This is a genomic window from Sulfurovum xiamenensis (genome assembly GCF_030347995.1).
Classification (GTDB): domain Bacteria; phylum Campylobacterota; class Campylobacteria; order Campylobacterales; family Sulfurovaceae; genus Sulfurovum; species Sulfurovum xiamenensis.
In genome coordinates this window covers 325,430-338,747 of the sequence record NZ_JAQIBC010000002.1, presented here as the reverse complement: position 1 = coordinate 338,747, position 13,318 = coordinate 325,430, and the positions used below count along the sequence as shown (strand labels likewise).

Below are 13,318 nucleotides of genomic sequence, written 5' to 3'. Positions count from 1 at the left end.
TATAACAGCAATGGAGTAGTTTATATATCTACTGTTGATTAAATTTTAATCAACAGTCTAGAAATGATCCTGAGTATTTCTGTAGATAGTAAGACGTAGTATGAGTTTGCTATAATAAACAGATGAATACATCCATATACACTATCTCATTTCTCAATCTTTTGTGGGTGATGATCCCCGTTGCTATAGTGATCGTGATCTATATACGTTGGACTCAGGATAAGGTTACGCTTTTTTATGCACTTTTCAGGATGTTGATACAGTTGATACTGATAGGATATGTGTTGACCTATATCTTTAATGTGGATTCTCCGTATCTCGTACTATTGATACTTTCGGTTATGCTTATTGCTGCAAGTATCATCTCTATGCGGCCTCTTGAAAAACGGCAAAACAAATTCTATCTTTACGCTTTTCTTTCTATATGTATTGGTAGTATTTTTACACTGTTGATGGTTGTGTTTGGTGTACTGAGTCTTGATTCTTGGTATGAACCCAGATATATTATTCCGCTTGCTGGGATGATCTTTGCAAATGCGATGAATGCTGTAAGTATTGCTGCTGAAAGAGTTGAAAGCGAGATCAATAGGGGAAATGCTTATATCAATGCCCGGGTCATATCTTTTAAGGCAGCACTGATTCCTAGGATCAATATGCTTTTTGCCGTGGGTCTTGTATCTTTGCCTGGCATGATGACAGGTCAGATACTATCAGGGGTCGATCCTTTGATAGCTGTACGGTATCAGATCATGGTCATGCTGATGATCTTAGGTTCTGCGGGTATATCTGTAGTGATCTATTTGATGCTTTTGAAAAAAAGATACTCTTAAATAAAGAGGATTAAATATTTAATCCTTGATAGTCTTCCAATAGATAACAGAGGCAATCTTGTACAATAATTTTTTTATCCAGAGTGATCATCGCCGGCATGAGCGATTTTTTAAGAGAGATAGAACCGTTATTGTTGGATATCAATTCATCTGTTAGATCCGTCCCATCTTCTGCTGTAGCGATAAGGGGTCTCTCCAGGGTGGTATGTGCAAAAACCTCTGAGATGTTAAGCTGGGTGAAGTTGTGACGGTCAAAGTTGGCTACCAGCGTGAGATCAAAACTTCCCTCTTCATCTTCAAAGCCAAATTTGACACCTTCGGCTATTTTAAGCACGGCACTGTTCTGTACCAATTGTAGATCATGAGAAGGAAGGGCTTTATCGGGGAAATGGTCCATATGCATCAGATCATCAATCAGGGCCACGGCTTTGTCTATCCCAAGCTGATTGCCGGGAGTAGAACACTCGAGGGTAATAGCAGGACAGATATCATCAAAGGCCATCGTTGAGACCCCTTTGGGTGTATGGAATACCATCGCAATATGGTTAAAAAAGCTGCTTAAGTACTTGTTCTTCTCATTGACAACGGAGATACAGCCATAAGGCGGGTTTTTCCCTGTATTATTGTGCAGATCAATGGCTGCGAAGAGTTCATCCTCTGTGATCTTCTGCATCACTTGGGCAATAAGTTTTGCTGTAGGTGCATCTGGTTCAGTCGTTCCCGGCCAGCCGCGGTTAAAGTCCAGTTCATGATCAAGTCTACGAACTCCTTGTGATGCTGCTTCTATATTTCCCACAAAAAGCCAGATCGATCTTGGTAGAGTATATCCCTGTGGATCTTTGTACTTTTTGAGGATCTCCTGCATGATCATCAAGCCACTGAACTCATTTCCATGAAGCAGTATAGATATAAACAGGGCAGGGGCTTTATGACCTTTTAGATTTACTAGTGTAGGTCTGTCGAATACTTGTTTAATATCCCGGTAGGAAATATCTAAAAATGCATCGGGTAGTTTGTTCACTATGTTCAGCTTGTTCATCTATAGACCCCACTTATGTACGGGAATATTTTGCTCAGAGTTTTTCATATAATCCTCCATAAGTTTTGGTATGCTGTTATATTTTTTAAAGTGTTCAAGTTGCCATACAGCTCCATTTTGTCCACAGGAGGTTCTCTGTTTGATGATATCCAGATATCCGTCGGCTTTATCTATGCCTAAAACATCAAGCCCCATTTTAGTCATCTTCAATCCATCGTTTAAGATCCACTCTTTCAAAGAAATTTTCTGTGCATTTACAGGTTCATGAAATTTCGTTTGTAATCCTTTCTTTGCTACAGAGTAAAAATCATCTTTTACTGTTTCAAAAGGTATTTTTGTAAGGTTGATCTTTGACTTTACCAAGCCATGGATGAGACCTATAAAGAACCATAGGTTTACTTCTGTATCTATCAGTGTCGGTCCAGAGGGAAGTACACGAAGTTCAAGTCTGAGAGTATGTCTACCATCCTTGTCCTTGCCTAATATAGGACGGATCCATCTCCAGATCGTCCCATTATGGAGATTGAAATGGTGGAGGTCACTTGCAGGTTGGTTTTTTACATCGGCAAAAATAATTTTAAACATTTTGTTCTGTTCAAACAGCTCTTGCCAAGAATCTATATACCCATGTGCAAAATGTACTCTCCTCTCTTCACCATGCTCTCTTCTCTCTTTGTCTCTTGTATCGACAGATTGTTCAAAGATGGTGATACGAGATTCATGCCAGGCCCTTTTCCCCAGCACCAAAGGAGAGTTTGCCCCGAACCCTACCAGTACAACAGAGGCAAGCAGTGCAGCATGATAATATGCGACTGCTTTATCAAAAGGGATCTGTAGATGGATCTGTAGAGATGTTCCGAGTGCTTCAAACATCACATCATCTTTTTGCAAAGAGACTTCATCCTCTCCATGAAACAGGATCTTGACACTTTCATGTCTTAACTCTTTAATACGTTGGGATACCAGGGTATATCTATGCATATCAGATTGGTACAACTCTTTGTTGAAGTGTTCAAGCCTCAGACTTGGAAGCACTCCAAAAAGCCCGATCTTCGCATCAAATTTTTTGGCAGCGTTTTGAGCCTGTTCCCAAAGTGCAACAAGGTCATTGTTTAACGCTTCAGGCGCCCCGGAACCAAGCTCAAAAACATGACCATTGATCTCCATATCATATTTTGCAAGTTCATTGGTAAAAAGAGGGGAGTCTATCGTTTCAAGTATGTTTTTATTGATAGGGTTGGGCTGGTTGTCATTGGTAAGTAGACACACTTCAAGTTCATACCCTATACGGTACGCATTGGAAAAAACTTCGCAACCTTTATCAAAAAGAGTTTTTACATATGCAAACTCAGCATCCAATGCTTTTTGAAAGGCTATAAAATCTTTTTCAGTAAACTCTCTGTGGCTTATCTCACTACCCATTGGATACCTTGTTGTGGATTAACTTCTATAAGTATAACAGAAACAACCCGAATGAAGTAGGGGAGGATGAAAAATATTTTTCTTTCTCATACTTCTTACAGCACTTGAAAATGAAAACATACATAAGTAGGAAGCAGCGTTTCATACTGAATAATGACAAATAAGTGATGAGATCCATATGTTAGATATTGATTAATATTAACAATATTATTCTTGTAGTAACTTATTTTATGTTCTAGTATATTAAAAAATATATTATGACTTAAATAATGCTATACCCCCTATAAATAGGAATTTGAAAGAGTTATTTAAAAGTTACTACATTTTCTTGACATATGTAGTAACTTTTGTGTACAATAGAATTATAAGGTTTAGAGTTTTACACTTTAGAAAACTCTCTAAGAAAAAAGTTTCATGGAGATCGGAGGAAAAGATGCCAATCAGAACTATCACTGACAAGCACTATAAAGGTGTCAGTGAACTCTATCGTAAATCTGATGGGCAAGTCACAGGTTACTATGTGACCTATAGAGATGCTGATGGCAAACCGATCAAAAAAAGAGTAGATGCTCAGACCAGAGATGAAGCTCTACTTAAACTGATGGAAATTAAACATCAAGTCGACTTAGACAAAAAAGGAAAGAACATGGGTGCAACTCTTTCTCAACCAGATAAAAAAATATTGGCCGATGAAAACAAAAAGAGACAAGTTTCTGCTATATCATCAGGGAAAACGATGCAGGATCACCAAAAAATGATCTCCAGATACAATGATGTTGCTATCGTTTCACTGATCGACATCGTTGCCTTTGATGATATCAATATCCTCTATGGATATGAAACAGGTACACGCATTGTGAGTGAAATGCAAACGATGATCAAAGGTACCCTTCAAGAGATGGAGTCTAAAGAGATATTTAGAACACAGGGTGTTGGGGTATTATCCTACGATATCTATCATGTCTATGCAGATAAACTCTGTTTGTTCATCAAAAATGATCTAAATCATCGTCTGCTTGAATATGTGGTAAAACAGCTTTCCCAAAGTATTGCAAATCATAGGTTCGTTATATCTGACGATAGCCATATTCATCTCAATGCGACGTTTGGTGCAACAAAGGCAGATAGTTCTGTTAGTTTGCTCTATGCGGAAAAAGCACTGCAGGAAGCAAAAAGATCACAAAAGAACTATGTTTTTTATGACAGTTATGCGATTGATAAGAATGAACATATCGTCAATAAGGTCTATGAGACACTGCTTAACAATATTAAACAAGAGACCGTCACACCATATTTTCAGGGGATATTTGATGCGGATGACAACCATGTCCCGAACAAGTTTGAAAGCCTTATGCGACTGATGGACAGTGAAGGGCATGTATTATCCCCAGCGGCATTTATGGAAAAATCAAAAGAGTACCGTTTATATACACAGTTGATGTCTCAAATGATCGAAAAAGTATTTGATGTCATGGATAAACATGATGTTGCCATGACATTGAACCTCTCTTATCTAGATATCAATAACTCTGAACTTTGTCATACTTTGATGCAACAGATCAAACAAAAGAAAGTCGGTAGCCGTTTAACAGTTGAGATCGTAGAGAGTGAACAGATAGAGGATATTGAACAGGTCAATGAATTTATCTTTTCCCTTAAAAAAAAGGGTGTGCTTATCGCGATAGATGATTTTGGCAGTGGCTTCTCGAATTTTGACAATATCGCTAACCTTGATATCGATTTTGTAAAGCTCGATGGTTCATTGGTATCAAAAATAGATGATGAAAAATACAGGATCATTCTAGAGAATATGGTCAAGATCTGCCATGATCTCGGGATCAAAACCATTGCTGAATATATTAGTGATGAAACTATTATGAGACTGGCAAAAAGTATCGGTGTAGATTATCTGCAAGGGTATCATTTGCATAAACCGGAGCATTGGGAGAGTGTTAGCGCAACATTTGGGCCGAAAGGGGGCAACATTGCATAACAATAACGATAAATTGGTACAAATCACTGAAAAAACAAAGCTTAGGGCGTTAAAGCATGACATCATCCTACCTTCTACATATCTTGAGATATTTATGGAAGAGATGAAAAAAATAGATGATCAACAGCAAGAAAAAAGTATTCACAGTGTTGCAGCAGATGAGGATGAGATCATAAACACTATGCAGTCACTGAAACAAATGGAGCAACATTGGTTTGATTCAGGTAGAGACTATATGAAGGAGCTGAATGTTCTGCGGTCTGCTATGGACACTCTGCGTACACAACTCTTTTCAGATGACATTTCGAAGAGTAAAAACCGATTATGGATCTTTAAAGATAAGCTTAATAATAATGAAACATTTAATGATCGCGGATTTTTGATCAGTATCAAGATAACCGATTATGACAGGATCATTAGTGAGTATGATACGAATATAGGGAATAGACTCTTAAAACAGGTCAGTGACTATATGATTGGTTATCTGGACCAGAAGCATTGCCATTATGAGATCGTGCGTTATTCGGAGGATAACTTTCTGATCTTTTTACATGGGTTGAATGAAAATGAAGCAGAAGAACATCTACACAATATGCAAAATGAGATGTCAAATTACAGCTTCAAACACCGTAACAGGGTATTTAACCTGACATTTAACGCTGCACTTATGCACTATATAGAAAATGAATCTTTTGCATCGGTACTGGGTCAGTTAGATGACAAACTTTTTGAAAATAGTTTGTAACCATCTTTGATGGTTACAATATACCTAGAAACATACAAGTAAATAAAAATCACTCCTAACCATTTTCAATTTTTTATTCTTTAAATTAGTCTAATGTATTACTTGAATCACTCTTATTTATAGTTTGTATTGATTAATAATTATACAATATTTTGTATATATAGGATTCATAATAGTAATATAATAATATATATTCAAACAATAAAATAAAGGAAAAGCAATGGTACTCTCAGAAAAAACAGTTGAGATATGTAAAAAAACAGCACCGTTACTAGTAGAATATGGAGAAGATATTACTACGAGAATGTATGAGATCTTGTTTATGAATTATCCTGAGACAAGAGCTCTTTTTCCTGAAGCACTTGAAGCGCAGTACAAAAAACTTGCAGGGGCTATCGTTGCATACGCAGCCAATATAGATAAGCTTCATGTACTAAGTCATACGGTTGATGACATTGCAAAAAGGCATGTAACAAGCAATGTGAAGTCTGAACATTATCCTATGGTGGGTGCTTCTTTGCTACAAGCCATTAAAGATGTGCTGGGTGATGTAGCAAGTAAAGATGTCATTGATGCCTGGAAAGAGGCGTATTTCTTTTTGGGAGATATACTGATAGGAAGAGAAAAAGAGCTCTATGCTTCCAGATAGACTGTCTTTGTCTGTTACGTACTTCAATTGAGCTAATTTTCAATGTATAATGAGTTTTGGCATTTTTAAAGACCATACACATGCAGGTATATTTGACGATGATATCGATAGAACTAGGGATCCTCATCGTCATTGAAGAATGCATCCTCTTCAGCTTGCTCTTTTGCTGCTTGTATCGCATCAAGTTCCGCCTGACTCATCATCATCATTTTCATCTTTTGGACAAACACAGTTCTGTCGGGTAGTTTGGTAAAATAGGCATAGATACCGTATCCCATGACCAGTACCGTGGAGATAAGGATAATCTTTTGAGCTACTGAAAAGGTTTGGATAGGCTCTTTTATCTTCATTTCACATACACCGCCTGGACAGTACTTCGGATCTTTTCCTTTGACCCATTCGAAGATCTTACAGCCCAGGCAGATAGAGAAGGCCGCCTCGAAGAAGAGCAGTGCCATACAGATCAAACACACCAGTGCTTTAAGCGGGTTAGGCTGGAAATCAATGACCAGATAGTAGAACATTGGCCATGCCAGTATAAATCCCAGTACCCATGCAAAACGTTTTTGTGCAGCTCCGACATACTCAGGTCTCTGGTTTTGTACAAAAAAACGTCCGAGCATCAAACTGGGCGCATATCGTGGCTGAATGATACGCATCGTAAAGTCGATAGCAAAAAATGTTACAAAATATTTAGAAAAGACTGCCGTATGCAGCATGATCCCGTTCATTAGTCCAAGAAATGCACCGACAAACAGTATAGCTGCTGCCGCACGTGCTTCTCTTTCATTCAGCATACCTATCTCATATCCTGGTACCTTTTCGCCATAGGCAAAAAACTCTTTTAGATTTATCATATTTTTCTCTCTTTCTTTACGTTTTACATGAGTAGTCATAAAAAATTTATATTAGACCGAGTAAGGCTATCAGTAATACAGGCGGGGTGATCACAAGTCCCACTTTCATATATTCTCCCCAGCCTATTTTTACACCTTTTTGTGCAAGAACATGAAGCCAAAGGAGGGTGGCCAGTGAGCCGATAGGGGTCATTTTAGGACCGAGGTTTGAGCCAAGTATATTGGCATAGACCAACGCTTCATTTCCTGTATATCCTACCTGATTGATGGCGATGTCCATCACCATGATGGTCGGCATATTGTTCATCACAGAGCTGAGACCCGCAGCAAGAAAACCTGTACCTATGACCGCCATGGCTTCACCCTGTGTCTGGAGTGCACTGATCCATGAGGCTACGGTGTCGGTAAGTCCTGCATTTTTAAGTCCGTAGACCACAACATAGAGTCCTATGGAGAACCAAACCACCTGCCAAGGCGCAGCTTTGATGGTCATGAGGGGTTTGGTCGCTTTATAATGGTTTGCTATGGCTAAAAATATCAGTGCTCCGCCAAGTGCAAACACAGAGACGGGAAGGTCATAAAAGTCACCGATAAAGTAACCCGTCATCAACAATCCCAAAAACCACCAGCTCAATTTAAACATGGTCTGGTTTTTAATGACTGAAGAGGCCTCTGGAAGTGTAGATACATCAACTTTTAATGGAATCTCCTTACGGAAATAGATCCACAAGACGACAATGGAAGCGAAGATTGACAGAAGATTAGGCAGGAACATATTTTTTGCATATTCGATAAAACCGATGTCAAAGTATCCGACAGTTACGATGTTGGTAAGGTTTGAGATCACCAGAGGGTTGGATGCACTGTCACCGATAAATCCTCCAGCCATCAAAAATGCAAAGATAGCCAACGGATTCATTTTTAAGTACTTCATCTTGGCCAGTAGAATAGGGGTTAAGATGAGTGCTGCTCCATCATTGGCGAAGAATGCGGCAACAAGTGCACCAAGAATTAAGATATAGACAAACATCCTGTTCCCACTGCCTTTGCTTAATTGTGCCATTTTAATCGCTGCCCATTCAAAAAAGCCTATCTGGTCCAGTATCATGGAGAGAATGATGATACCTATAAATGCCAATGTGGCATCCCATACAATGTCTATCACGGTAAAAACATCCGTATAACTCACTACACCTAGAAGCAGGGCGGCTACTGCACCGATGACAGCTGTTGTACCTATTTGAAGACCACGAGGCTGCCAGATCACAAAAACCAAGGTTATTAAAAAGACTGAAATTGCCAAAAACATATAAACTTCCTATAAATTAATTTGGTAACTATATCGAAAGTTAAATAAATATATCAAGATATCTTGATTTAGTAATTAAAATCTGCTACAATTTTATGAATATACTAGGAGTGATGATGGAAGTTTTTTTAAAAAGTGTTGCTGCACTTAATGATGAAACAAGAGTGTTGATCCTGCGTTTTCTTGATAAATACGGGGAGACATGTGTATGTGACATGCAGATATCATTTGACATGATACAGTCCCGCCTTTCACGCCACCTTAAGATTCTAAAAGATGCAGGATTTTTACGAGTAGAGCGTAAAGGAACCTGGGCATATTACTCCATTCGAAAACCTTTGGACCGCTTTCGCAGTGAAGCATTGGAAGAGATCCGTTATTTGGATATGAATCTTCCTGAATTAAAGAACATATCACAAACACAAGGATGTAAAGTATGAAAAAAAATGTATTGATCTTATGTACGGGAAACAGTTGTCGTTCTATTATGGGAGAGGCACTGATCAATGCTAAACTCGGTGATTGTGTCTTTGCTCAAAGTTCTGGTGTCAAAGCAAGTGGAAAAGTCAATCCCAATGCTCAGGCACTGTTGGAGTCAAAAGGGTTCTGGAGGGATGAATATCACTCAAAAGTGATCGAAACAGTGCTGAATACACCTTTTGATCTGGTTGTGACTGTATGTGACCATGCAAATGAGACATGTCCTATGTTCCCAAAAGCAGTGAAGACGATACATGTAGGATTTGAAGATCCAAGCGGCAAGGCGGTAGAAGAATATGAAAAAACACTCAATCTTATTGAAAAAGAACTCCTTCCTATCATCAAAAATGAGCTTTGCTAAATGTGGTATGAACTCACCAAAGAGTTTATCTACGGTATTGTAGGGCTTGAAGGAAAGTTGGCGGATGCCTTACACTTTTTTATCTATGATACTGTCAAGATATGGTTTTTACTGCTTACGATCATTTTTGCCGTTTCCTTTTTGAGAACATGGGTCAATACAGAATACGTTCGTGCACATCTTCAGGGTAAATCTGCTCTTTATGGGCATGTAGGTGCTTCACTGTTCGGGATCATCACACCATTTTGCTCCTGCTCTGCGATCCCTCTTTTTTTAGGTTTTATTCAAGCAAGGATCCCGGTAGGGGTTACCTTTAGTTATCTTATCTCTGCTCCTATGAACAATGAGATTGCCATAGCAATGCTTTTTGGGCTTTTTGGATGGAAGGTTACAGCTATATATATCGGTTTTGGGCTGATGGTTGCCATCATCGGCGGTTACTTTATCGGAAAAATGGGTGCTGAAAAAGAGATACTGTTGGATGTGAAACCAATTGATTCTGAACTGGAAGCCGGGCTTGTCTCGCTGACAGTCAAAGAGAGAGCAAAGGAAGCATGGGGCTATACCTTGGATATTTTCAAGAAAATTTATCTGTATGTATTACTTGGTGTAGGTGTAGGAGCGTGGATACATGGGTATATCCCGACTGATTTTATTGCTCGTTATACAGGGGAAGGTAATCCGTTTGCCGTGATCATCGCCGTGATGATGGGTATACCTATGTATTCTAATGCGGCAGGTGTTATGCCTTTAGTAGAAGTACTCACCGGCAAAGGGATGCTTTTGGGCACGGCACTCAGCTTTATGATGGCTGTCACAGCATTGAGTTTACCCGAAGCACTGATACTAAAAAAGATCATTTCTATAAGACTTATTGGATTATTTTTCGCCATAGTCGGAAGTGGGATCATCATCATCGGGTATCTTTTTAATACTATTTTATAAAGGAGAAATAATGTTTAAAGTCAATCATACCAACCAATGTATAAAAGCTTTTCTTGGTGGCTTGAATGCTAAAGAGTTAGAACCAATAATGAAGGAGTGTTTGTTATGAAGATCGAAGTATTAGGAACCGGATGTGCCAAGTGTGTTGCCTTGGAAAAGGTTGTAAAAGAAGCTGTTGCGAAAAGCGGAAAGTTCGCCCAAATAGAAAAAGTCGATGATATCATGAAGATCATGGAGTATCAGGTAGTGAGTACACCTGGACTTGTGATAGATGGTAAAGTTGTAAGTACAGGAAAACTATTGAGTGTAGATGAAGTTGTTGCACTGATAAACGGATAATGATGCAAGAGAGTATACTTGCCTTACTAGAATCAAATTCTCTTCTGGCATTTCTCGGTGCTTTCGGTGCAGGGAGTATTACAGCTATCGCTCCCTGTTCTTTGGTGTCTGTACCACTTTTAGTAGGAAGTTCTGTAGCTCTGAATAAAGATTTGGAAGGTAGAAAAAAAGCATTCTATACCTATGCCTTTGCAACTTTGTTTGCTTTAGGTGTCATGATCAGTTTTTCAATTTTGGGATTTATTGTTGCCAAATTTGGAGGTTTTTTTTCAGTTGCACCAGTTTGGGCATATTTAGCTGCCTCATTTTTGAGTATATCAATCGGTTTGTATGCCTGGGGAGTTTTTGGTCAAATTGATAAATCTTCACTTATGATGCATCTGATCAAGTTTCGCCTCTTTGGAGGGTTCCTGATAGGAGTTATCTTTGGTCTAGTGAGTACACCATGTGCATCAGCACCTCTTGTTTCGATCATTACCATTGCGGCAAACAGTGGATATATGTATGCTTATGCCCTTATTCTGACATTTGCTTTAGGACATTCAATGCTTCTTTTGATTGCAGGCATTTCAGTTGGTTTTGCACAAAGTATATCATCAAGTGTAGTAGTTGCAAAAGTGTCGAATTCCATCAATAAAGGCTTTGCGTTGATGCTTATAGGTATAGGTTTCTATTTTGCATGGCAAGCCGTTTTACAGTTTTAGGAGATAAAATGAAATTAATCATAACAGTTTTTTTAGTGTTTTGTGTATCAATGGCTTTTGGTAAAGAGCATATGCTTAAAGAGAGTTCATACAAGAAGATACAGCAAAGTATCGGTAAGGGGAAACCTTACTTCTTAGAAGTAGGTTCAGATACTTGTCATAGCTGCAAGATCATGGGCAGTATGCTGTATAAAATAGTACAGGAAAACCCTGTGTACAATATCCATTTCATCAATGTAAAAAAAGAGCGTGAAGCCGCTTCAATCCTTAATATAATGATGATTCCAACTCAAATTATTTATGATAAAGAAGGTAAAGAGGTTTACAGACATATCGGTTTGTTAAGTGAGGATGAACTGGTTCAATTATTTATTAGGTATCAGTTTTAAATCTAAAAATTTTACACCTTTTCAAATTCGTCATGTAAGTTAAATTTTAGAGTCTTTTTGAGTCACTGACCTTGGATACAAGATATAATGATATACAAATGTTTTCAGGTTTTATTTATGGGAATAAAGTTATACATGTATAAATATTTTAAGGAAATCTATGGAATACATCACTGAATTTATCACTGCACTGATAGAGCTTAGCAATGCGATGGCTCCCTACATACTTTTTGGTCTGATATTTGCAGGTATTTTGCATGAGTTTGTGCCCGATACCCTTGTAACCAAACATTTAGGGAAAGGCAATATATTCTCTGTGATCAAAGCCACGCTTTTTGGTATTCCCCTGCCTGTATGTTCATGTGGGGTGATCCCTTTGGCGACTAGTATTAAAAAGAGTGGTGCAAGCAAAGGATCGACACTTTCATTTTTGATATCCACACCTATAACAGGAGTAGATTCTATTATGGCAACCTATGGGATATTTGGATGGATATTTACGATTTACCGTGTCATTACTTCTATGATCATAGCAATGGTGTCAGGTATTCTGGCCAATCTTTTTGATAAAGAGGTGGCAGCCGTAAAACCTGCATTTTCTGCTGTGAAAGCACCTAATACCTTCTCTCCTGTATTTTCTATGGCAAAAAAAGAAGAGGAAAGCTGTTGCTCTGAGTCAGCTTCATGTTGCGCGACAGAAACAAAAAGTTTTTGGCTCACGGGTGCCTTACGGTATGCTTTTATTACCCTTTTAGGTGACATTGCCAAGCCGCTTATGTGGGGTCTGCTTTTGGGTGCACTGATCAGCGTAGCGATCCCTCAAAGCATCAGCGATATCCTTATAGAGTATTCATGGCTCTCTTATATCATTGTGATAGCGATTGCGGTGCCGATGTATGTCTGTGCTACGGCATCCTTGCCTATCGCTGCCGGGTTGATGCTCTCAGGTGTGAGTGCAGGAGCAGCTTTTGTCTTCCTCTCTGCAGGTCCTGCAACCAATACCGTGACCATAGGGGTAGTAAAAAAAATGCTTGGAACACGCTCGCTTACGATCTATTTGGGAAGTATCATTGTGGGGAGCATTGTGTTTGGCTTAGGATTGGACTATATCTTTTCTACATCTGAGATCAATCCTGCTTCTTTAGTGCATATAGAGGAAGAATCAGGAATAGTCGCGATAGGGAGTTCTATAATACTGTGGGGGCTTGTGGGGTATCTTCTTCTCATACGAAAAGCTAGATAGATTAAAGATAAAA

The 13,318-nt window shown here is 38.7% G+C and carries 15 protein-coding genes; 11 read left to right on the top strand and 4 right to left on the bottom strand.

Going from position 1 to position 13,318, the window contains the following annotated elements:
* The first annotated feature begins 122 nt into the window (after positions 1 to 122).
* Positions 123 to 830, top strand: coding sequence for an ABC transporter permease (locus PF327_RS04810; RefSeq protein ID WP_008242577.1), 708 nt, complete (start codon positions 123 to 125; stop codon positions 828 to 830).
* A 10-nt stretch (positions 831 to 840) separates the two neighbouring features.
* On the opposite strand, the gene PF327_RS04805 is transcribed toward PF327_RS04810, so the two are convergent.
* Both PF327_RS04805 and PF327_RS04800 read right to left on the bottom strand, forming a co-directional pair.
* Entirely contained in the window at positions 841 to 1,869 is a 1,029-nt protein-coding gene (locus PF327_RS04805; RefSeq protein ID WP_289401534.1) for a M14 family metallopeptidase, read from the bottom strand.
* Complete coding sequence (locus PF327_RS04800) at positions 1,870 to 3,291, bottom strand: glutamate-cysteine ligase family protein (protein ID WP_008242581.1); 1,422 nt, start codon at positions 3,289 to 3,291, stop codon at positions 1,870 to 1,872. It abuts the gene before it with no gap.
* A gap of 433 nt (positions 3,292 to 3,724) precedes the next feature.
* Here PF327_RS04800 and PF327_RS04795 point away from each other — a divergent pair, with 433 nt between their 5' ends.
* The 3 genes from PF327_RS04795 to PF327_RS04785 all read left to right on the top strand — a co-directional run bounded on the left by PF327_RS04795 (position 3,725) and on the right by PF327_RS04785 (position 6,678).
* Positions 3,725 to 5,284 (top strand): EAL domain-containing protein, encoded by a 1,560-nt coding sequence (locus tag PF327_RS04795; RefSeq protein ID WP_289401533.1) that lies wholly within the window; start codon positions 3,725 to 3,727, stop codon positions 5,282 to 5,284.
* A complete protein-coding gene (locus PF327_RS04790) occupies positions 5,277 to 6,029 on the top strand; it encodes a diguanylate cyclase domain-containing protein (RefSeq protein ID WP_008242587.1) in 753 nt (250 codons plus the stop codon). The genes PF327_RS04795 and PF327_RS04790 overlap by 8 nt, the downstream gene beginning before the upstream one ends.
* Before the next feature lie 220 nt (positions 6,030 to 6,249).
* Entirely contained in the window at positions 6,250 to 6,678 is a 429-nt protein-coding gene (locus tag PF327_RS04785; RefSeq protein WP_289401532.1) for a globin domain-containing protein, read from the top strand.
* A gap of 113 nt (positions 6,679 to 6,791) precedes the next feature.
* Here the strand turns inward: PF327_RS04785 and PF327_RS04780 are convergent, their stop codons facing one another.
* The gene (locus PF327_RS04780) at positions 6,792 to 7,535 is read right to left on the bottom strand and encodes a DUF4395 domain-containing protein (protein WP_289401531.1); all 744 of its coding nucleotides are present in this window, start codon (positions 7,533 to 7,535) and stop codon (positions 6,792 to 6,794) included.
* Positions 7,536 to 7,581: 46 nt separating this feature from the next.
* Positions 7,582 to 8,844 carry an arsenic transporter gene (locus PF327_RS04775; RefSeq protein WP_008242591.1) on the bottom strand — a complete coding sequence of 421 codons (1,263 nt, stop codon included), beginning with the start codon at positions 8,842 to 8,844 and terminating at the stop codon, positions 7,582 to 7,584.
* Positions 8,845 to 8,960: 116 nt separating this feature from the next.
* On the opposite strand from PF327_RS04775, the gene PF327_RS04770 reads away from it, so the two are divergent.
* The 7 genes from PF327_RS04770 to PF327_RS04740 all read left to right on the top strand — a co-directional run bounded on the left by PF327_RS04770 (position 8,961) and on the right by PF327_RS04740 (position 13,305).
* On the top strand, positions 8,961 to 9,284 hold the full coding sequence (locus tag PF327_RS04770) for an ArsR/SmtB family transcription factor (protein ID WP_008242592.1): 324 nt from the start codon (positions 8,961 to 8,963) through the stop codon (positions 9,282 to 9,284).
* Positions 9,281 to 9,685, top strand: coding sequence for an arsenate reductase ArsC (locus tag PF327_RS04765; RefSeq protein WP_008242593.1), 405 nt, complete (start codon positions 9,281 to 9,283; stop codon positions 9,683 to 9,685). The genes PF327_RS04770 and PF327_RS04765 overlap by 4 nt, the downstream gene beginning before the upstream one ends.
* On the top strand, positions 9,686 to 10,630 hold the full coding sequence (locus PF327_RS04760; protein ID WP_289401530.1) for a permease: 945 nt from the start codon (positions 9,686 to 9,688) through the stop codon (positions 10,628 to 10,630).
* Positions 10,631 to 10,735: 105 nt separating this feature from the next.
* Positions 10,736 to 10,969 (top strand): thioredoxin family protein, encoded by a 234-nt coding sequence (locus tag PF327_RS04755; RefSeq protein WP_008242595.1) that lies wholly within the window; start codon positions 10,736 to 10,738, stop codon positions 10,967 to 10,969.
* A gap of 2 nt (positions 10,970 to 10,971) precedes the next feature.
* A complete protein-coding gene (locus PF327_RS04750) occupies positions 10,972 to 11,673 on the top strand; it encodes a cytochrome c biogenesis CcdA family protein (protein WP_008242598.1) in 702 nt (233 codons plus the stop codon).
* 8 nt (positions 11,674 to 11,681) lie between these two features.
* Positions 11,682 to 12,062 (top strand): thioredoxin family protein, encoded by a 381-nt coding sequence (locus PF327_RS04745; RefSeq protein ID WP_289401529.1) that lies wholly within the window; start codon positions 11,682 to 11,684, stop codon positions 12,060 to 12,062.
* Between the two features lie 160 nt (positions 12,063 to 12,222).
* Positions 12,223 to 13,305 (top strand): SO_0444 family Cu/Zn efflux transporter, encoded by a 1,083-nt coding sequence (locus PF327_RS04740; protein WP_008242602.1) that lies wholly within the window; start codon positions 12,223 to 12,225, stop codon positions 13,303 to 13,305.
* Positions 13,306 to 13,318 lie beyond the last annotated feature (13 nt).